Origin of the sequence: Sulfitobacter sp. (assembly GCF_036960155.1) — a bacterium.
Classification (GTDB): Bacteria; Pseudomonadota; Alphaproteobacteria; order Rhodobacterales; family Rhodobacteraceae; genus Sulfitobacter.
Map to the genome: position 1 here is coordinate 15,008 of NZ_JBALWB010000013.1, position 21,470 is coordinate 36,477.

Consider the following 21,470-nt stretch of genomic DNA (forward strand, 5'->3'; position numbering starts at 1 on the left):
CCAGCGCAAAGTGACCAGCCTTGAGCATACCAACATCAAAGCCCTCTACAACAGGCGCCAAGGCAGCATTGGACGGCTTTGAATACCAACTTAACGTTTCGGTATTAATGGCCCTTCAGCTAATGTTGATCACGAAATCAGCTACTCAGATCACGCTCGAGCCTGCCAACGACGAAGACCTTGAGGTAGACCTCGAACCAGAGACTCCTGGTCGCGTCCAACCAAAAGCAAATATGACGGAGGGCTATAAACTTGTCGTTCAAGTTAAGCTTCGCAATAGTGGCCCTTGGTCCATAGAAGCGTTTAAAACGTTGCTCAAGCACGGCAAAAGACGCAGACCTGCAAGACAACATCTAGATGATCCTAACACTCGCTATTTACTGATCTCGAATGCTGATGCGACAGGAAAAGCACGAGACCTATTGGTCCGTGGTTTAGAAGAATGGCCCGAGAAACGGATTTTCCCACCCAGCTTGAAGTCTACCTTGCCTCATTCGCCGGAGGGGCGGGTTGCGTTATGGGGCGGTCTCGCAGAACGATTTTTGGACTTAGAAATAGGTGATATCCTTTCAACTCTCCTAAGGGTTCCGCAGAGTCGAAGGGCGGACTGCCGTGACCGATTGAAAGAAGAAGCATTGCAGCGAATGCGTGGCACCACTCCAGGCGTATGGACTCGAGAGGACTTGCTAGATGTCATACGCAGCTTTGGGGGCTATCTAGCGAGCGCTCCGCAACTTGAGGCTTTTGTACCTCCAACAAATTTCAATGACCTATTGAACACACTTCGGCGTAAGAACGCCGTGGTTGTCACCGGACCATCAGGAACAGGCAAGACATGGGCGGCTCTAGCGCTTGTTGACCAAGTAAAGCAGCGACCTTCAGCCCCAGAAGTCATACAGGTAAATGTTAACAACGGGCCGTCGAGCACACGAACGCTTACTGATACCGGGCCGAAGCTCTTCTACATTGAAGACCCATGGGGACAAAATAGCCTCCTAGGTGGATCCGATATTTGGACGGATCAGCTCCCCCGACTCTTGAGAGACGCGCATGCTGGGCAACAATTCGTCATCACTTCTCGCACAGATATGCTTAATCAAGCTAAAGCGGACAAAGGCCTCAAGCCGTGGTCCGTTGTTCTAGACGCGGATCAATATCGCGATGGTGAGCTTAAAAACATTTACAACAAGCGTCTCGAGCTATTGCCCACAAATTTGCAAGCTAAAGCATTGGACTTTCGTAAGGGTGCTTTAGACGCGCTTGAAACGCCGTACGAAGTTGATCTATTTTTTACACATCTAGCAGATGGGCCGGAACCAAAGGAAGCTGATCAAGCCTTCTATCGTCGTATCTTGGCATTGGCACATCGTGACGCCGTTGAAGATGTGGTTGTGGGTTACCTAGACTCTAGCGATTCAACCGGCGCATCAGCAATTGTTTGGGCGTTACTCGCTGCAAGATCGCAATTCGACCGCAATCAGCTAGTTAACCTAAGTAGGCAACTTCGGATATTGGACCCGCCATTAGCGGATAGCATTGAAAAGCTAGTGAACCGTCTGGTAGCCACGCGACACTTGCGTCAGCCAGGTCAAACAGTAAGTTTCTCACATCCAAGTGTTAAGGCGGGTTTTGAAACCCACATAAAGGAAAATCTAAGCCGTAGCGAAGCTGTTTTCGCATCGCTAATCTCCGCCTTGACCCGGCTTGGTGGATCGCAACAAAAATGGTCAATGGAGACAGCAGCACGGTGTTTAAAATCCATCATCGATCTCCTCTCAGATATTAATAATACTGATTTAGAATTTGAGATTGACGATATTAGCAGTGGTCTAATCGACGGTTGGTTGGAAGAGAGTTTGATCGATCCCCAAGCTGATTTCCGGTCTGTACTTCATCTGGCCTCAGACATCGGTACGACGAGATCAAATCCTTCGGAACTCGCTCGGTGGTTCATCAAGAGCATTCGAAGAGGCGGTCAGCTTTTTATGAAGAAGTGGATGCCGCCGATCTTCGATGATGATTGGTATGAAAGAATTTCCAGCGACCCGCGATCTTTTGTGATTGCAGACAGATTTGTTCGTGAACGACTACCGCAGGATCGGGATGGCTTCGGCGATGGCCTTGCTCGCAAACTCGACAGGATCGCCCTTGGTCTAACGCCTGCATTTACCTCTGCGGCACGAAAGCTAGTTACATCAGGCTTCGATGGAAATGTTAGAACGATTGCCGTCGGGGCTGTACGAGATCTGGAAGGCTATGAACCTGTGCTCGATGCGGCGCTAGAGGAACTGACGAGAATTAACAAGTTTTTTGAGGAGGACGGCAAAGAGCAATGGCGAGCAATCAGAGACGGAGAATGTGATGAAGCCCACGAGGAGGGATATCAAACACATCATGAAGATGACGGATATGCCGCAGGTGTCTTTGTAGAGACTTATGTCAACCAAATTAGGACGCTCGGCCAATGGCAATCCTTATGCGGCCATCCCCGTGTATCCGAGATGGGAAGGGCATGGGCGGATGATATTGCGAAAACCGCCGGGTCGGTCTCTGTGGAAGAGCTTCGTGCAGTCATGGCGACCACGCGGTCTGGCGAATACGAAAGTCGTGCGTGGGATGCGGCACGTGAGCATTGGCATCCTGAGTTAGCTCCAGATTTAGAACAACGACTGCTCTCAAATGCAGAAGATGATAGACTTCGTATGTCGCTTGCTTACTGCGCTATGACAAAGTCGCCAAGCACATTGATCCGCTGTTTCGAACAAGTTTGTGAGTCACCTTCGACATTTGTTCAGCTTTTAGTTGATTTTCATGCTGCAAATAGTCTCTCCCCAAAGAAGAAGCGTAAGCGACTCCTAAATAAGATCAAATTATCGATTTCTGAAGCTGGCATAGAAATATTTGAAGCTTTGTCGACAAAGAAAAAACCACCAACTGAAGTGGCAGAAGCGACCTTATCCTTGCTGTGCGATGCTGCCGAAATAGTCCGGCCCAGTGTGCTTAAAGAAATTGTACCTGTGATGGTTGTCAGCGGCGGAACCCCAGCTAAAACTATCCGGCGATGGCTTCTTGAAACAACTGACTATCAGTTTTCGCAAGCGGCTGCCCAGTCTGCAGTTGCAATTGAGGACGACGATTTGGTTTGGCTCGCGTTGAAGCATGCTCGCGCAGGTGCTCGCGAAGTGGCCATCAACTACCTCGCGAGCAAACTTCCCGATCCCTTGCCGCAAAGTATGCTGAACCTGTGTTACGATCCAAGTAGCCTTGTACGGCGAGCTTTGGTTAACATCATTTCGTCCCGGCCACATTCTAATCATTACGATACATTGCTTCATCTCATTGACGATAACTGGTCGGATAGTCCTGCACACCATAATGAACATGCATCTTATCCAATCGCCACTAGAGCAATAGCTGGCATTGCAAAGTATGAGCGTTTACCGGACGATGTTGGCCGAAGATTGTTGCAAATTGCGGAACGCACTGATGACAGGGGTCTCGGCATTGTCGCTCTCAACACGGCAGCTCAGTGTTGTAGTCCGGACGTCCGTTCAAATATTTGGAAACTATCTTTCCTTGACCAACCTAGTTGGTTTCGCGTCGACGCCGTTGACTCCTTGATCTGGGCAGAGGTCGTTGAACAAGAAATTCTTGATGCAATTAGTGCTAAACTCATTCTACAGTTGCCACCTCCATTAGCCGCGTCTTCCAGTGTTTTACTGGCAGTACATGGACAGGTTGATGCAGTGGTAAAAACCATGGAGCGAATTGCGCATTCGTCACAGAGTAGAGCGCTGGTGTTGTTAGGCGCATATGGTTTGTCTGACCGCGATTTTGATGCCGCTCAGTGCTTGCTAGGACTACTCGGCAAAAATCATCTGGCCCAGAGGCTTCTAAATTTAACCGAAGACGAAAAACTACCAGTATCAGCACTTGACGATCTTGGGCCTATTCGCATTCGGAAGGTAGTTATGGAGTGGCTGAAAGAGAAATTTTCCGAGGATTGAGCAATTCGGAACTCTCTACCAGCCACATTCCAATCCTACTTGTTCGACAGGGAAGTGTTACACTTTTACTTTGTAGCAACAAGGAATTGCACAAATAGCTCAATATGTTGCGTATATTCTTTGAAGTGCAGGTAATCCCCGACATGTCTTAAATTTAACATAAACCTTATTATACGAATAAACTGTATTCTAAGGCGCGCGCTACCCCCAACTGCGACTCTTGTTAGAAAACAGTAGTTTATCTAGCAAGAGGAATCGGTATGGGAACGACTTATACGCAACTGAGTATCACAGAACGACGCAGAATAGAACGCTGGAGGCATGCTAAAGTGCCTGTTGATGAAATGGCGCGTGTTTTGAACCGCTGTCGCTCGACGATCTTCCGTGAGCTCAAACGTAATCATTTCAGCGATGAGAGCATGCCCAAACACGACGGCTACTATGGCGCCGCTGCGCATTTGATGCAGGCGGATCGACGTGCTCGGGATCGCAAACTGATCAAATATCCAGAACTTTGTAAGCGTGTCATTGAACGGATCAAAGACGGCTGGACGCCCGAGCAGATCGGCAATCGCATGATCCAAGAACGTGCCAAGCTGCGGGTGTGCCAAGAAACGATATACCGCTACATTTATTCCAAGGACGGTATGCGTGATGACTTGTGGTGGTACCTGCCGACACACCGTGTTGCCCGTCGTCCGCGGCGGACCAGACGTCGCAGAGAACCCAAGTTCCATCGCGATGTCAGCATCTTGTTCCGCCCGGACGACGTAGCGCACCGTCGTCAGTTTGGTCATTGGGAAGGCGATTTTATGCTGTTCAAACAGAAGCTTGGCCAGACAAACGTGACGTCCTAAAGAACTGCCTTTCGCTGCGGCACGCCTGAACCCACACAACGCGGACAAAGCGACCGTTCGCCTTGACCGCACCAATGCCCGCTCTTGGCCTATCGCCGACAACTGGTTTGAGTTGAGAGCACTCAACTGAATGAATGCTCCCAATTGCCTTATCGCTGAAAGATAACTGGAAACCAGTCTTCACGTAATATTTGACCTGGCTGCATGTTGTGTCCGGGGAATGGTGGAGAGGTTGGACCCGGACGTTCTACATAGCGGGCATCATCTCCAACCAGCCTCAGTGAGAATGCGCGCCGACGCGCTCCTGTTGCATTCCCACGTGCACCGTGAAGCGTGCCGTAGTTGAACGCGACGGCATCGCCGGGTTCCATCTCCCACTCCCTGATATCCATGCCTTCGGCATCTGGATCAGGCACCGGCATGTATTCATCGTCATTCGGATAAAAGCTTGAGTCCGCAAGCCATCGGGTTGGCAAGACGGGTTTTTCCCAGTCATGACTTCCCGCAACGCACCGAAGGCCAGCGCCCTTGACCACGTCCATCGGGGACCAAAAACTAATATTCTGCTGGCCGCTCACAAAGTAATAGGGTGCGTCCTGATGCCAAGGTGTCGGCTTGGACGTCCCAGGTTCTTTAACCAGCACATGGTCGTGAAAAACCTGCACTCGGTTCGAGCCCATCAGATCGGCCGCGACTTCCGCAGCAGATGACGTGCGGATAATCCGTTCGAATTCAGGAATGCGGGTCCAGTTGCAATAGTCATCAAAAAACCGCCCACCCTCGCCGTCCTTCAGGTTTTCAGAAGCATAAGGCCCGGGTTCCTTCATATTGTGCTCAATTCCGGAACGAATTGAATCAACACTATCTTTGAACAACCCTTTTATTAAGACAACTCCATCACGTTGATACGTATCGATGTGCTCTTGTGTCAGTAGTTGATGCATTGTTGGTATCCTCCATGTTGGAGCCACAATAGCCTCACCAATACTTAGCTTCCAATAATGTTTAAATATAGTATAAATAGCTTTATGTTATATAATACACTCCGCCAATATGAATACATTGTTGCGGTCGTCAAGACAGGAAGCCTGACCGATGCGGCGGCACTGCTGCATGTTTCGCAGCCGTCCTTGTCTGTTGCGATCACGCGTGTCGAACAAAAACTTGGGCAGCCAATTTTTGTCCGGCGCAAGGGTGCCGCAATCCAGATAACGCCGTTCGGACATCTCCTAGTTAACAAGGCGCGCAACCTGCTTGAACTGGCTGTCGAGATTGAGTCAGGGCCTGATGAGACGCCTCCATTCGTGGTGGCGTGTTTTGAAGACATCGCGCCTTGGTATCTTGTTTCCATTTTGGAAAAGTTGAAAGCTAGATTCCCGTTGATCAAATTTCAGGGTCAGGAGGGCCGCTTTTCCAATCTAGCAACCGACCTTGCAGAGGGCCGTGCTGATATTGTGATTTCCTATAATATCGGATTTGAGGGAAAATTTGAACGCCGGAAAATCAAAGAGATCAAACCAGTTGCGTTTCTCTCAATAGATCACCCTCTTTCGGCGCAACCATCCGTTGAGATTGAAGAACTGATAAATTACCCGCTGATCCTTTCCACTGAGGGCTTATCTGAAGGATATATCCGGACGCTTTTTGATAAGTTCCGGCTAATGCCAAATATTGCTCAAAGGGCGACTTCTCTGGAGATGATGCGTTCCCTCGCTGCGCATGGCGTTGGAGTTGGCATAAGCTACTCATATCCGCCCAGCGACATCTCCTATGATGGCAAACCTGTTGTGACCGTTCCGATAAGCTCACCCCAGGCGACTGCGGATATCGTGCTTTTATGGTCTGGCTTGCGTGAAATTGATCAACAGTTTGGTGAAATCTTGGATGCTCTTATGTGATCTGAATGTTCGAATAGCGTGTGTTGCACCAATTTGCGTGCGTCGCAGCATTGGTCATAATGGGCTCTTTCAGTGAATTCGCTGCGCGCTGCACGAACGGCTGCTACGCACTAACGTAGGATTTCACACTCTCCCGCAAACGACCCCTCAAACGCTTTATCAGCCAGTAACGCGCCAAATGACCTATCCTTGATCAGCGGGGCAACGCCCTTCATGTCGTGGGCCTGGCCGGGCAAAAGCAAAAACCGCACAAGGTTGCCAAACCTGTCGACAAGCGCGACAATCTTCGTCGTCAACCCGCCACGCGAGCGCCCAATGGCGTGATTTCGAGTCCCCCTTTTGCGCCGGTTGCCTTCTGATGAACCGAAACTATCGTACCGTCGATCATTGCATATTCAAGGTCGGGGGCATCGCTCATGACACTGAAAAGACTCTCGAAAACACCCCGCTCAGCCCATCGTCGAAACCGACGGAACTGGCTGTTCCAATGACCAAAGCTTGGCGGAAGATCACGCCACGGCGCGCCCGTTCTCACGCGCCAAAAGACGGCCTCAAGAAACAACCGATTGTTACAGGTAGTCCTCCCGCTATCTGTAACTTTCCCCGGCAAGAGGGGCTCAAGCCGGTTCCAAACTCGATCCGAGACCACAAAACGATGTTCGTCCATTCATCCCTCCATTTTGGAAGGGTGAATCAGAAATCACGGCAAATGGGAATCCTGAATGTCCACAGGCCTTAGTCTCTGGGCCGGCCTGACCATTTAGGAAATCACAAAAGTGATATAGCTCAAGGGAATTGATGCCCGCGCCGCACCCATTAGATTGAGCGACAGGACTTCAATAGATTGAAAGCTGAAAAAATGAACAATTCATTTCTGAACCTTGCTGCCATCGCGAGTGTCGCGATGATTGGGACTATGGCCTCATCCGAGGCGCTACCATTCTTAGAAGAGATCGTGGTTTCCAACGATGCTAAACTCCACATCGAAGGTGTTGATGTGGCGGCCGATGGTCGGATTTTTGTCAGCAGCTTGCTTGATAGTTCAGTCTGGGTGGTGTCACCAGACCACCAAAACATAACCCAGTTCATAGAGCCGGGTTCCCTTGGAATGGATTCGGCGGTTGGCCTGAAGGTTGATGAGCGAAGTGGGCGGCTTTACGTCTGCTCGGGTCCGATTTTGGGACTTAGCGATTTTGCAGCAGCGGCAGGGCCAGCGGGTGTGCTGGTGTTTGATCTTGAGACCGGCGCGCCGATTACCAGATATGATTTTCCCGACAGTGGATTTTGCAACGATGTGGCCTTTGGGCCGGATGGCACGCTTTACGCAACAGATTCTCTTCATCCGCGCATCTTGCGACTGCCAAAGAACGGCGATGCGATGGAGGTTTTCATCGAGGATGCCGCGCTTGGTGGTGAAGGCTTTGCGTTGAATGGTCTTGGCGTTCATCACAATCAACTGTTTTTTGTCAAACAGAACGATGGCCGTATGTTCAGTGCTGAAATTCAAAAAGATGGAACAGCCGGCGTACTGAACGAAATCGAATTGCCCCGCACGCTGCAAAGTGTTGATGGCGTCTTGATGCTTGATGATGGCAGGGCCCTTGTCGTCGAAGGTGGCAGGCCTGGTGTGACGTTGTTTGATCCAGAAAACGCTGCAGACACTTGGCAGGAGTTTGAAGTTGACGGACTGGATGTTCCCGCAACCGCTGCGTTTCTACCGCATGGTCAAGTGGTTATCGCCAACACGCAAAACGACGTCTTGACGGATCCCACAGCTGAAACCGATCCGTTTACCCTGACGATTTTTCAACTTCCAAACTGAAATTCAAAGCGTGGCAGCAGCGTGGCGGACAAGCGCCGAGTTGCTGCCGCGTTTACCCTTTTTCCCTGATCTGTTTAATGAAGGAGACAGAAAATGACGAAAACTAAGAAACCTACCGGTGGCTTCTGGCCAAACAATGCGCAATTGGTGATTTCAATTTCAACGCAGTTCGAAGCCGGTGCGCAAGGTGCAGACGCCGAAGGCCCGTTCCCACCAATGGAGCCGGGGCTTGTCGATACGATCACACCGACATGGTATGAATACGGTATGAACGAAGGTATTCCGCGGCTGCTTGATCTTTGGGATAAGCACGATGTGAAAGTGACTTCGCATATGGTCGGAGAAGCTGTTGAACGACGTCCCGATCTGGCCAAAGAGCTGGTTCAGCGCGGACACGAAGCTGCGGCGCACGGTTACAACTGGACGCCGCAATTCGCGATGACGCCGGATGAAGAACGGGAGTCCTACGAAAAAAACATCGAAGTTCTGGAACGTATTACCGGGCAGCGACCTGTTGGGTTCAACGCCTTCTGGATGCGCCAAACACGTGCAACTTTGGAAATTCTGCAGGACCTCGGCTTTGAGTACCACACCGATGATCTGGGACGCGATGAACCCGCAACGATGCCAGTTCGCGGCAAGCCCTTTATGGTCGTGCCTTATACGCTGCGTTGCAACGATATTGCGCGGTTCTCATCACAAGGCATGACCGGCGCTGGTTTTGAGCAGGAATTGAAGGCTGAATTTGACGTTCTTTATGCTGAGGGGGCCGACCGCCGTCGGATGATGTCGATCAGCACGCATGATCGTATCGGCGGCGCTCCGGGTGTTGTGAATGCTCTCGACCGGTTCTTGACCTATGCAAAAGGACACGATGGCGTAGCCTTCATGCGTAAGGATGAGATTGCCCGTTTTGCACTCGCGCAAGATAACACACCGGAAAACCCTGCACGTACATTCTAAAGACCAACGTTTCTGAGGGTTTTTGCAAGAAGAGGGCGCATTGCGCCCTCTTCTTTTTTGGAGGCAAAGCCTTCTATTTTGTTAATTAAACAATGTGCTGGTTGCAAATCCAGCAGGATTTCCGGCTCAACCTACTTACTTGTTGGAAGGTGGTGTCCAAAACGATGCTGCGCGCAATAATGTATTTTGTTGCTCGGTTTGATACCCTAGCTCAGCACCGGCCTCACGATAGGCACGCCAGTCGGCATCTTGATACAACGCAGCGCGACGTGCCTCTCGGTCAGCAGCATTTTTGTATTGCCACAGGTGAACATAGGAGTTCACATCGCCGGTCTCTACTGTGCCGTAAAACAAAGGGTCCCCCAAATGACGACGTTGGGCATCGAAACCGGATTTCGCATAAAGGTCCAGTTGTTTCCTGATGGTTCCGGGACAGGTGCGATAGGTTCGTAAATCAAACAGCATAACTTGGTCCTTTAAGAGGTGAGACAGGTGGCGCTGAGGACGAAGGGAGGCGTCGCCCTCAGCAAACAGGGTCCGGAAACGATACGTGCCCGGACCCTACAATCGTTTTTTCGGTATCACTGAGCACGAAAGTGGCTGTACTCAGACGTACTCGTATCCTTTAGTTGCCGCTCCAGATTCCGCTATAAATATCACGATATCCATTGCTCGGATCGAAAGACAAATCAGCGCCACCATCCTCATTGATGTTCTCAGGTGTGAACAGATGGACAGGGATAACAAACCCAGAGTGATCTTCACCTGCAAGTGCACGGTTCATTTCATCTACGGCCTGCCAACCGTGCAAATTGAGCGGTTCCGCCACCGTCGCGTACTGATAAAAATCCTGCTGGATGCGTTGGAACGCAGCCTCGGAACCATCTCCTGCCGAAATGTTGCGCGGGAAGCCACCCTGAGGTTTACCCGCCGAAATTAACGCTGGTGCCATAAAGTCGAAGGGCAGGTCATTGATGGTTAGCGAATAGGTCCATTCATCGCCATAGCGCTGCAACAGCGCATTGGTCAGCGGCGGCATACGTGTACTGGCATCGGCCAACGGCGTATCTTCAATCGACAGAATTGAGCAGCCTTCGCAAGCTGAAATGACCTCGGCAATGGCGTCGGATTTGGCAATCGCGATTTCATAAGCGCTGTCCGTGAAGATCACCACGCCAGCAGTGCCGTTACTGTCCGCCACCGCTAGCGATGCTGCAGCGCGCGAAATTTCCAGCGGATCTGTGGTGATATTGGTAAAGATGGGATGCACGTCCGATGGGCCGGTTGATGCGGTTGAATGCCAACCAACGATAACAATACCGGCTTCATGGGCTTGAATAATTGCCTGCGCTTGCTCATTAGCGTCAACAGTACCAAGGATGATGCCGTCTGGCTGCAAAGCAATGGCTTGCTGCAAGGCTGCCGATCGGCCAGAAACCGACCCCTGACCGTCCATGATGCGCAATGTCCACCCAATCGCTTCAACAGCTTCGGCGACACCTTCACTGACGCCTAAAGCTCCGCCATTACGTTGATCTGCCGACACATAAACGATGATTTTTTCAGCTTGGGCAACAGGACCTGTTGTGGGGCCGCTCCAGGGTGGATTGGGTTGCGAGATGGCTTCGACATAGGCAATGGCATCACTGACTGCGTCTGCGCTGGCGATCTGCCCTCCAAGCGTCGTGCTTGCAAGCATGGCTGTGAATAGCGCTGTTCTAAATTTCATTTTCATTGGTTCTCTCCTTGTTGAACTGATTGGTCTCAAGTCACTTTGGTGGTTTCAATTTCAGGTGGTCGCGCATGACGAACCGAACTGCGTTTGCGCTGCGCATATCCGGCGATCCCGATGGCGATCAGCAGCGTCGCACCGTTGAACAGCGGTTCGACATAAAACGCGCCGCCCAGCTGTTGAATTCCCGAGATACCGACAGCCAGGATTATGACGCCAACAATGGTGCCCCAGACATTCACCCGACCGGGCTTAATTGTTGTTGATCCCAGAAATGCCCCAACCAGCGCGGGAAGCAAAAACTCCAACCCGACACTTGCCTGTCCAATCCGCAGCTTGGCCGCCAAGACAACACCCGCAAGAGCACCGATCAGACCCGAGGCAATAAATGCACCGATTACATAGCGACGGGTGCGAATTCCGTTGAGTTCGGCGGCCCGTGAGTTGGCACCAATGGCATAGAGGTTCCGGCCTATCGGTAAATATTCTGAGATCACCCAAAGAATGATGGCGATCGCCAAAACATAGAACGCGGCAATTGGCAGCCCGAATATATTTGTTGTGTAGATTGCGGTGAATGCTTCGGGTAACGCGCCAAGGACCTGCCGTCCGCCCGTATACCAAAGGGCCAGCGCATAAATGACGGTACCGGTTCCGAGCGTGGCGATGAAGCTGTCAATCTTGGCGACTTCAACCAAAAGACCGTTCAGCAGCCCTAGCAAACAACCGCCCAACAGGACGATAAACACCGTGACGGTCCAATCGAGCCCATAAGCCGTCTGCAGGCTGATCGCCAAAACGTGCCAAATAACGATGCCATAGCCCACGGTCAGGTCGATCCGCCCCGTCATCATCGGAATCATTGCTGCCAGCGAAAGCAGCGCAATGACGGACTTTTCTCCCAGAATGGCCCTTAGGTTCAGGAAAGTCGGAAAGGTGCGCGGCAACAGAACCGAGAAGACAATGATCAACAGAATGGTCAGGATCGGCAGGCCATAGACGGGCAGATACCGCATGAACTTTGCCTTTGCTGAAAGGCCTTTCAACTGCGCCGGTGTCGGTTCGAGAGCGTTTGATTCAAGCGATTGCATGGGTGGACTCCTTACGCGTCGGATCAAGCGACGCTGCATTCAATAGGGAAGAAACTGAAAGATCGTTTCGAGGAATTTCTGCCATGATCTGACCGTCATGAAACACACAGGCGCGATGACTCAATGCTGCAACTTCCTCGAAATCTGTCGAAATCAACAAAACTGCCAGCCCATCCTTTAAGGCCTTATCCAACAGCGCATAGATATCTGCCTTTGACCCAACATCGACGCCCGCTGTCGGGTCTTCGAGGATCAGGATAGATCCGCCAACACTCATCCAGCGCGCCATCACTACTTTTTGCTGGTTACCGCCGGACAATGTTTCGATTGGTGCAAATGGATCATTGGGACGGATGTCAAAAGTGGTCCCGATGTCACGAGCAGATTGCGCCTCAAAGGCCGGCGTCTGGAACGAAAATGGCCCCCGTCCTGTCAGCGCGGGATTGAGGAAAAGATTTTCCTGAATCGTCATGCCTTGCGCCACTGAATCCGCATTGCGGTCCCCTGCGACCATACAAATCCCTTGGCGAATGGAATCTTCGGGGTGTCCGGTTACAAGGGCTTTGCCGCCTTCAAGCTGGGCGTTGCCTGACGTAATTTTGCTGCGCCCGAAAAGCGCATGACCAACCGCGTCATGCCCTGCCCCGCGCAATCCAACCAGTCCGAGAACTTCGCCACGTCGAAGCTCGAAACTGACCGGGCCGACGTCTTCGGTACAAAGGCTTTTAAGGGTAAGTGCGACTGGACTGTCAGTTCGGGCTTCAGAATGTACAAAAACATCTTCTAATGCGCGGCCGATGATCAATTGGATCAGGCTTTCACCGTCCAGATTTTCAATCAACTTATCCCCGACCAGAAAACCGTCGCGCAATACAACGGCCCTATCAGTGATGGCAAAAACCTCATCCAGACGGTGCGAGACATAAATCATCGCGACACCCGTGTCGCGCAGGCGGCGAAGAACATCGTGCAGCATTTCGACGTCTGATTGCGGCAAGCTGGCCGTGGGTTCGTCCAGAACCAGCAACGTTGCATTCCGTGCCAACGCGCGTGCGATGGCCACAAGAGATTTTTCGGTTCGGGTCAGTTCCTGTATCCGCGCGTCGGGATCAATGGTATTTGTGACCGCGGCAAGAGCCTTACGCGCATTTTCCCGTGTCGCAGTCCAGTCGATCAATCCAAATCTACGGGGAAAGGAATTTTGCATGAGGCTGATGTTTTCAGCCACCGTCATCCATTCAATTAGCCCTAGATCCTGATGGATGAAGGCAATGCCGGGATGAACTTCACGTGGATCAAATTCCATTTCATCAAACATGAATGTTCCGGAATCGGCGGTATAAACGCCTGCCAGCATCTTAATCAGCGTCGACTTTCCAGCACCATTTTCGCCTAAAAGAGCAACAATTTCACCTTTCGACACCGAGAAGCCAACGTCAGACACTGCCAGCGTGCCCCCAAACCGTTTGCTAACTGAGGTAATGGTTAAGACACGATCTCCCGCAACTGTAGCGTTTACCAACGTCATTCGAATTGCTCCCTATTCTTTAGGATTGGCCTGAATCTGCAATCCTTCGATCCTCGTCGGGTTTGGGTTTGGCCTGCAATCGTAATTCGGCCAATTTTCATCTAGTTTCGGCCAAGCAGCCAGAAGACCAGTGATCCTTGCAGAAGTTCCGGAAATCCTGAACAAGCAAGATCGCTGGTGTCAGACGCCTAGGTAGCGCAATCTTAGTATTAAGATATTTCTGCCGGAGGTGCGACCTGCTGGCATGTCAGTCAAACACCAGACTTTAGGATATGACTGGTCTTTGTTGCAGGACAAATGATGCCTGCAGGGCTGCATTGTTCACTGCATCAATGAGTCGCGTCTGATCAGTAATAGGACCTTCAAGAGTAGAAGAAATTGTCGAGATCCCAATGGAGGCAACCGGATAACCTGTTTGATCCAGAACCGGTGCCGCAATACAGGCGATGTCGGTGGATCCTCCCGATCATCAAATGCAATTTTGGTTGTCTTAATATCAGCGAGACTGCGGCGCAGAGCTAATTTTGTCTGCAATGTGAATTCAGTATGAGGGTAAAACTTTGTGCGCGCAGTAATGGCATTTGTTCGGAGTTTGGCAGTTTCGGTCAGTGCAACTTCAGCCAGCACGACTTGACTGCGTTGCAGAATGCCAACGTGCGCAACATGCCTGGTGGATTCTGTTAGTTTGGGGACCAAGGACCGCAAAGCATCCACTATCCGCTTCGTCGGCCGGAGAGGGTCGGCAAGTGATCGCAGTTTCTGTCCCGCCCCGTATGTGCGTCCAACAGCTAACCTATCGATAAAACCCATCTCTTCCAGCGTTTTGAGAATGCGATGCGCGCTTGCCATATCCATATCGAAGGCCTCAGCAACATCCTTTAGCCGCATGGATCTATTGGCCAAAGCGATATGCTCAAGAATCTCCAGCCCACGGGCAAGCGTTTTGCTTGGCGGTGAAACCAGACTGTTGGCGTTGTTCATTCCGCGAAGTGGTTATCGAAGCGCATACGGCAACCATGTAGATATTTGTGGAAAGAACGCAACCAACATGAGGACACCAACCTGTAGACCAATAAACGGCAATACTCCGAGATAGATGTCTTTTGTGCTGATCTCGGGCGGTGCAGATGAGCGAAAGTAAAATAGCGCAAACCCGAAGGGCGGCGTTAGAAAGGATGTCTGTAGGTTCATCGAGATCAAGATCGCAAGCCAGATTGGATCAATGCCCGACATCAGCAGAACCGGAGCGACGGTAGGAACGATCACAAAGATAATCTCGATAAAGTCGAGGATGAACCCCAGCAGAAACATCACCGCCATAACCATCGCCAAAGCGCCGTAAACACCGCCAGGTGCTGCCTCGATCAATGCGTGAACGGCCTCTTCACCGCCTAGTCCACGGAATACCAACGACAGGACTGCGGCCCCAATTAGGATCATGAACACCATCGCGCTGAGACGCGCAGTTTCAGTGCAAACGCGAGCAAGGTTGTTGCTGCGCCAAGTCGAGATTAGCGCAATACCTAGGATCGCGACAAACCCAAGCGTGGGCACAGCCAAGACCAGTCGTTCCACCAACAGCGAGGCTCCGAAAAACGGAAAAACTACCTGCTTCAGAATTACAAGGAAGGCCAATAGACCAAGACCGGCATTCGCCCAACCTCGTCGTTCTTTACCAAACCCTGCGAGAAGGATAGCGCCGACGGCACCGATAGATGCACTTTCAGTGGGGGTTGCAACGCCGCCGAGGATGGACCCAAGAACGCCAACGATCAGTGCAAGCGGCGGCAACAATTGGGTGGCCAGCTCAAACACTCCGATACTGGCGTCTTCGGCTGATTGTTCGGGGGGAGGCGGGCTGGTCTGCGGCAAAAAGAAAGCCACAGCAGCCTGAAACACCAAATAGACTGCCACAAGAAGAAACCCGGGCACAATTGCCCCAGCGAACAGGTCTGAAATCGAAACCGTTTCAGGCGAAAAAATTCCTTGAGCGAGTTGTGCCTTTTGATAGGCGGACGAAATCGTGTCGGCCAACAGGACCAGAACCAGTGAGGGCGGAATAATTTGCCCTAACGTCCCAGCAGCACAGATCGCGCCCGACGCCAATCGCGGGGAATATCCCCACTTCAACATGACAGGAAGTGACAGCAGTGCCATGGTTGTGACCGTTGCGCCAACAATGCCTGTTGAGGCCGCGAGCAAGGCACCGACGATGGTAATTGCATAACCTAAGCCGCCGCGCCTGCGGCCAAACAGGCGACCAATTCCGTCTAACATTTCAGAAGCAATGCCAGAGCGTTCTAGCATGGCCCCCATAAAGACGAACGCGGGCACGGCCAACAACAAGTCGTTGGTCATAGCCGCAAAAATCCGTTGTGGGATGGCGGTTAGGAACGAAGGATCAAAGATGCCGACAAGCGTTGCGATTCCAGCAACTGCCAACGACACGCCCCCGAGCACAAACGCAACGGGAAAGCCCGACATCAGGCAGAGCAGCAGGCTGACGACAAGCGCGGCGAGGAAAAAATCAGTCATGACGCTTTCCAGTCAAGCAACGCACCAAAATGGCCAACGCCTGCAAAATCAACAGGGCCAGTGAAATCAGAATTATAGTTTTGAAGAGGAAAACACCGGGCAGTCCGGCAGCTTCTCGCGACCCTTCGCGTGCAGCCCAAGATGCCGCTACATATCCCCATGACGTATAGGCCATGAAGCTACATAACGGCAGCAGGAATACGATCACACCAACTGCATCAATACGCCGTTTCCAGCGTTCGCTTAGTCCATGATAAATCATGTCGACGCGAACATGCCGCCCTGCCGCCAGTGCGTCCGCAATCGACAGCATGAACATGGTTCCGAACAGATACAGGATGGCTTCTTGCGCCATCACCGACCCCGCATCGAAAATATAGCGCGCTAAAACGACGGCAAATTGCAATAAAACCAGCCCGACACAAAGCCATCGGGCCGTGTTTCCCACGTGTTGCACCAACCGGTCCACGATGCTCGAGCCTCGTAAATGTGACGCTTTTTCAGACATCCGCGCCGTCCTTCTGCCAACCGCGAACACGCTCCGGCGCTCGGGTCAGATAGGCCCGGGCCGCTTCTTGTGGGGTCATGCCCTTGCGACAGATGTCATGATCGAGGCCCGACATCGTTTCGTTCCCAAAATAGATTTTGCGCAGCATGTTCAGCCCTTGGGCCGAAATCTTGTGCATCGCATCTTTGCGCAGCACCAATGTCGCGTTATCCTGACCGCCGAGTAACCCCATTGGATCGCTCAATTCTCGCGGCGGACGTTCAGTATGGACCCATTGCGGGTGCCAAAGCGGCATGATTGATAGCTCGTCTGCGGCCATCGCGTCGAGGTAGGCGTTGGTGCAATCGTCTAGTGTTCCGTTTTCAAAGTGGAACCCGAACGGTGCCAGCCCATAGCTTTCGACCATTTGGCGCGAGAAGCGGCTGATTCCTGCGCCCGGCGCGATCCCCTGAATGCGTTTGCGGAACAGACTAGCTACATCTGGCTTGGCCAGATCACTCACGCAGGTGATTTCTGCTGGCGCATCAGCTGGGATGCCCCAAATGCAATAGGGCTCATAGATGACGCTCAGGAATTCGATCTCGTTTCTAAACGGTTCCAGATAGACACCATGACTGTCTGGCAGCCACGCGGAAACGACGAGATCAACGTCGCCCGCTTGCATCAATCCATACATGGCCTCATGCGGTGCCTCGCGAAGCACAACGTCGTGGCCGAGCTGTTCGAGAAGCTCGGCCACGACTGCGGCAGCCGCCGTGTGAAAGGAAAGGGAGATTTGGCCAATCACCAACGGCTTGCCCATGGTTTAGCCCTTCTCTTTCAATTCGGCGTTCGCATATTCACCGATATCACCCCACTGTCGCTGCTCTTCGCGAAACGCGACCCAGTTTTCGTGGATCTCAGTGGCCATTGGGCTCTTCGCTGCACTTGCCGCAGTAATCTCAGGTGCAACTTCTTGCATCGCTGCGATGATATCATCCGGCCAGCGGTGCAGTTGAACATCATGCTCTGACGTCAGTGTGTTCAGGGCAGCCAGATTTCGAGCGTTGTATTCGGCCAATGATGTCGCATATTCCGCGTCTGCCGCTGATTGCAGGATCGAGCGCTCTGCATCGTTCAGCCCTTCCCAGACGTCGATGTTTACATAGCTGGAAATTGTGTGCCCCATCTCGTGGAAGCCGGGGTAGTAGTAGTGCTTGGCCGCGCGATGGAAGCCAAAGGCTAAATCATTCCAAGGAGCAATCCATTCCAACCCGTCGATGGTTCCCGACTGTAGTGCAGTGAACAATTCGCCTCCAGGAATGTTGACCGGTGTCGCGCCCAACGTGGCAAGCATTTGCCCACCAAGACCCGGATAGCGAAGACGTAGCCCCTGAAGATCGGCGGCAGATTTAATCTCTTCCTTGAACCAGCCCCCCATTTGTGCGCCGGTGTTCAGCACCGCCAGCGGTTTCACACCATGCTCAGCGCCGAGTTTGTCCCAAAGTTCCTGACCGCCGCCGAATTTTAGCCATGTGAAATGCTCGTCTGCCGTCAGACCAAAAGGAACCGTCGCAAAATATACGAAAGCCGGATCTTTACCGAACCAATAATAGGAAGTGCAATGAGTTATGTCCCCCGCACCAGATGCTACGGCGTCAAGGACCTCGAAGGGCGCAACAATCTCGCCGGCACCAAAGACCTTGATCCGCAACGCGCCGTCGCTTGCAGTAGAGACGCGTTCTGCAAACCGTTCTGCGCTGGTACCAAGTCCGGGGAAATTCTTGGGCCAACACATGAGCATCTTCAACTCAGTCCCCCCCTGTGCAAGCGCTGGTGAGGCAAGGGCAGTGGCCCCCGCGCCCAATGCTGCGGTGTTCATAAAGCCGCGACGTGTAAGATTACTGGACATTGTTTTCCTCCCTAAAACTCAGGATTGGCCTGAATCTGCGATCTTCCTACTTCAACTGGTTTGAGATTGGCCCGCAATCGCAAATCGGCCAGAAAATATCTTATTTCGGCCAAGCCGCCTGAAGATCAACGCCCTTTTGCAAAAGGGCAAGAAAACCTGCAAAAGTGAGGCGAATGGCATCAAACGCTTAAGAAACGCATCTTGTTTTCAGGTCTTTGCTGCCAGAGATGTTGCCTGTGCGCTTGCCGGTAAAACTCCAGACTTTAGGATATGGATATTCTTTTCAGATTTGGATGTTGGGCTGATTTAATCTTCGACCTCGGCCCACAGCACGACCAACGTCGCGCAATCAAGGCACATGGATGGATCGGAATAGATCATCCGTGTGTGCCGTCCCTTTGTGCCAAAAACATCATTGATAAGGTGGGATGCGCCGTTCAGCGCTGCCGGTTGCTCGGTATAGTCGGGGGCCGAATTGGCTGACCCCTCGACGCGGACGATCCGTTTGATACGGCTCAACTCGCCGACAGCAGACTTCAACTGCGCGATGCCATTGAGGGCCGAGAGATGGAAAGCCTGATAGCCTTCCTCGGTGGACAGATCAGAGCCCATCTTACCTGTAAATTTTAGATCACCGTCGATCCAAGGCAATTGACCGGATGTATAGATGATCGAGCCCACCTTGATCCAAGGCTCGTAATCCCCAACAGCAGAAGGGACTGGAGGCAAAGTCAGGCCAAGTTTTTCAAGACGCTTTTCCGGAGTGTCCGTTTCGGAGAGTTCGGTATTTATCTGTATCATCATTTATAACTTTCATTATTTGAAAATTCTGATGAAGATGTCTGACCAACCTCGTTACTGTCTATGCAATCAAGAAGGAAAACAGTTTTTGGCACAGCCTAATAGTAATCTACTATGCTTGCGCATATGAGGTAATTTCTTCAAATTCACCCATCACGGGCCAAAAAGAATATTTCAATTATCGAAAAACTTGTCTTGTCTAATTCCTATAGTAATTCATAATACTGCTTTAATCGGCCAAGTTGCACTGATATCGAATCATGCGGGTGCCCGTTTGAAACCGCATTTAAGTTGCACCACAGGAGTTCTGTATGGAAAACCCATTTGAAGTTTCGGATGCGACCCTTAGTTATGCAGTGCCATTTAAGACCGACCGTTCAGCATTCACATCTGAGAGTGAGCCCGCAGGCCAGCTTGTATTATGTCAATCGGGTGAAATTGAGCTGTCCGGCCATGACGGTGAGTGGATAATTCCCGCAGGCTATATGGTCTATGTCCCGGCAGCCCGTATGTTCCGAATTCGGGTTCGGTTCCCGTCGTCGGGAAATGTCATCAAGTTTTGCCGCGATGAAGTCTCATGGAATCACAACGGATGTTGGGTTGGCCAAGTTCAAAGTATTACTTCGCATCTTTCAGATTACGCACTGAAGTGGAGTTCGCATAAGGACAGGACGAGCGACCAGGCCAAAGCGTTCTTTGTGACAGTGGGGGAAATGGTACCGAACTGGTTTCAGCACGAACGGTTTATGTGGACCCCTTATGCAGAGAATTCATCAATCCAGAGGGTGATAGATTTTACGAAACAGAGTGGCCCAGACATTTCGTTGCCCGAAGTTGCAGCCCACGTTGGCATGTCAGAACGTAACCTAAGACGGCACATGCAGTCTGAACTTGGCCAGAGCTGGCGGGACTTTATCCGCGAATTGAGGATGAACAAGGCAATGGTTCTGTTGGGGAAGGACCGGAAATCAGTAACTGAAACTGCGTTTGAAGTCGGGTTTTCAAGCAGTTCTGCGTTTTCGAGCGCATTTATGAACTATGTCGGGAAAACCCCTTCTGCTTTTGTCAAAACGATCCGGAACAAGCCGGAGCGCGTTGCGCAACACTAAGATCGGGACATGTTGTCCTGCACTAAAGCCGAACTAAACCCTAGTGTCCGAAACCAGGCTGACTTTGGCCGGACTTCGCATGCCGTTGATGTCCTTTTTTGGCAATATGCTTGGAAAAGTGATATTTTAGGCCAAGCCGTTGGTTGCGAACCAAGCGACATCTGAACGCACCGAAACAAAAGGCCCGTTTATGAACGATTGGCCTCATAAGCAAATCTGAGGAGACCGAGCATGTCTGACAACACTGCCTTTGCAGTTACCAGCCCTACCCTAACGGAGAATACCAACATCTCTGAAAGCCAATACCTGAACAGTTTTGGCTGCACTGGGGAAAATGAACGCCCTGTTCTTCAGTGGTGCAATGCCCCTAAGGGAACCAAGAGTTTTGCGGTGACTTTTTATGATGAAGATGCGCCTACAGGCAGCGGATTCTGGCATTGGGTATGTTATGATATTCCTGGCGACGTGAACGAGGTCACGAGCGGCCCTAATCCGAAAGGCTCAAAAGAAGCCAATTCGGATTTTGGCGAGCCTGGGTATTTTGGCCCCTGCCCTCCCATTGGGCGCAAGCATCGTTACACATACTACGTGCATGCCCTTGATGCGAACACAATTGACGTCCCAGAGAATGCAACCGGCGCACTTGCAGGGTTCTTCATCCACCAGCATACGCTCGCCAAGGCCAGCTTTTCCGTGATCGCCGGACCACGTGCTGAATAGTTTTCGGG

The 21,470-nt window shown here is 51.6% G+C and carries 17 protein-coding genes and 2 pseudogenes; 7 read left to right on the top strand and 12 right to left on the bottom strand.

All coding sequences use genetic code 11. The annotated features are described in order from the left end of the window. The first annotated feature begins 20 nt into the window (after positions 1–20). Together V7775_RS20025 and V7775_RS20030 are read left to right on the top strand one after the other, a co-directional pair. A complete protein-coding gene (locus V7775_RS20025) occupies positions 21–4,007 on the top strand; it encodes a hypothetical protein (RefSeq protein ID WP_335753700.1) in 3,987 nt (1,328 codons plus the stop codon). 260 nt (positions 4,008–4,267) lie between these two features. Continuing rightward, positions 4,268–4,861, top strand: a pseudogene (locus tag V7775_RS20030) (IS30 family transposase); the annotation flags it as partial. A gap of 152 nt (positions 4,862–5,013) precedes the next feature. Here the strand turns inward: V7775_RS20030 and V7775_RS20035 are convergent. Further along, a complete protein-coding gene (locus V7775_RS20035) occupies positions 5,014–5,808 on the bottom strand; it encodes a phytanoyl-CoA dioxygenase family protein (protein WP_335753702.1) in 795 nt (264 codons plus the stop codon). Positions 5,809–5,892: 84 nt separating this feature from the next. Between V7775_RS20035 and V7775_RS20040 the strand changes: the two genes are divergently transcribed. After that, complete coding sequence (locus V7775_RS20040; RefSeq protein ID WP_335753703.1) at positions 5,893–6,762, top strand: LysR family transcriptional regulator; 870 nt, start codon at positions 5,893–5,895, stop codon at positions 6,760–6,762. Between the two features lie 140 nt (positions 6,763–6,902). On the opposite strand, the pseudogene V7775_RS20045 reads toward V7775_RS20040, so the two are convergent. Continuing rightward, a pseudogene (locus V7775_RS20045) lies at positions 6,903–7,429 on the bottom strand (IS5 family transposase); the annotation flags it as partial. A gap of 192 nt (positions 7,430–7,621) precedes the next feature. On the opposite strand from V7775_RS20045, the gene V7775_RS20050 reads away from it, so the two are divergent. Together V7775_RS20050 and V7775_RS20055 are read left to right on the top strand one after the other, a co-directional pair. Continuing rightward, positions 7,622–8,584: an SMP-30/gluconolactonase/LRE family protein gene (locus V7775_RS20050; protein ID WP_335753704.1), complete on the top strand. Its 963-nt coding sequence runs from the start codon at positions 7,622–7,624 to the stop codon at positions 8,582–8,584. 93 nt (positions 8,585–8,677) lie between these two features. After that, on the top strand, positions 8,678–9,547 hold the full coding sequence (locus V7775_RS20055; RefSeq protein ID WP_335753705.1) for a polysaccharide deacetylase family protein: 870 nt from the start codon (positions 8,678–8,680) through the stop codon (positions 9,545–9,547). Positions 9,548–9,682: 135 nt separating this feature from the next. Here the strand turns inward: V7775_RS20055 and V7775_RS20060 are convergent, their stop codons facing one another. The 10 genes from V7775_RS20060 to V7775_RS20105 form a co-directional block, all read right to left on the bottom strand. Next, complete coding sequence (locus V7775_RS20060) at positions 9,683–10,012, bottom strand: NIPSNAP family protein (protein ID WP_335753706.1); 330 nt, start codon at positions 10,010–10,012, stop codon at positions 9,683–9,685. A gap of 160 nt (positions 10,013–10,172) precedes the next feature. After that, complete coding sequence (locus V7775_RS20065) at positions 10,173–11,282, bottom strand: substrate-binding domain-containing protein (RefSeq protein WP_335753707.1); 1,110 nt, start codon at positions 11,280–11,282, stop codon at positions 10,173–10,175. Positions 11,283–11,311: 29 nt separating this feature from the next. Beyond that, a complete protein-coding gene (locus V7775_RS20070) occupies positions 11,312–12,370 on the bottom strand; it encodes an ABC transporter permease (protein WP_335753708.1) in 1,059 nt (352 codons plus the stop codon). After that, complete coding sequence (locus tag V7775_RS20075) at positions 12,357–13,898, bottom strand: sugar ABC transporter ATP-binding protein (protein ID WP_335753709.1); 1,542 nt, start codon at positions 13,896–13,898, stop codon at positions 12,357–12,359. Before V7775_RS20075 ends, V7775_RS20070 begins: the two co-directional genes overlap by 14 nt. A gap of 321 nt (positions 13,899–14,219) precedes the next feature. Then, positions 14,220–14,879 (bottom strand): helix-turn-helix domain-containing protein, encoded by a 660-nt coding sequence (locus V7775_RS20080; protein ID WP_335753710.1) that lies wholly within the window; start codon positions 14,877–14,879, stop codon positions 14,220–14,222. A 12-nt stretch (positions 14,880–14,891) separates the two neighbouring features. Then, positions 14,892–16,433: a TRAP transporter large permease gene (locus tag V7775_RS20085; RefSeq protein ID WP_335753711.1), complete on the bottom strand. Its 1,542-nt coding sequence runs from the start codon at positions 16,431–16,433 to the stop codon at positions 14,892–14,894. Then, a complete protein-coding gene (locus V7775_RS20090) occupies positions 16,426–16,941 on the bottom strand; it encodes a TRAP transporter small permease subunit (protein ID WP_335753712.1) in 516 nt (171 codons plus the stop codon). Before V7775_RS20090 ends, V7775_RS20085 begins: the two co-directional genes overlap by 8 nt. Continuing rightward, the gene (locus tag V7775_RS20095) at positions 16,934–17,743 is read right to left on the bottom strand and encodes a glycine betaine ABC transporter substrate-binding protein (protein ID WP_335753713.1); all 810 of its coding nucleotides are present in this window, start codon (positions 17,741–17,743) and stop codon (positions 16,934–16,936) included. The genes V7775_RS20090 and V7775_RS20095 overlap by 8 nt, the downstream gene beginning before the upstream one ends. Positions 17,744–17,746: 3 nt before the next feature. Then, the gene (locus V7775_RS20100) at positions 17,747–18,832 is read right to left on the bottom strand and encodes a TRAP transporter substrate-binding protein (RefSeq protein ID WP_335753714.1); all 1,086 of its coding nucleotides are present in this window, start codon (positions 18,830–18,832) and stop codon (positions 17,747–17,749) included. 306 nt (positions 18,833–19,138) lie between these two features. Beyond that, positions 19,139–19,636 (bottom strand): RidA family protein, encoded by a 498-nt coding sequence (locus V7775_RS20105; protein WP_335753715.1) that lies wholly within the window; start codon positions 19,634–19,636, stop codon positions 19,139–19,141. 308 nt (positions 19,637–19,944) lie between these two features. On the opposite strand from V7775_RS20105, the gene V7775_RS20110 reads away from it, so the two are divergent. Further along, complete coding sequence (locus V7775_RS20110; protein WP_335753716.1) at positions 19,945–20,742, top strand: helix-turn-helix transcriptional regulator; 798 nt, start codon at positions 19,945–19,947, stop codon at positions 20,740–20,742. A 231-nt stretch (positions 20,743–20,973) separates the two neighbouring features. After that, entirely contained in the window at positions 20,974–21,462 is a 489-nt protein-coding gene (locus V7775_RS20115; RefSeq protein WP_335753717.1) for a YbhB/YbcL family Raf kinase inhibitor-like protein, read from the top strand. Positions 21,463–21,470: the final 8 nt, after the last annotated feature.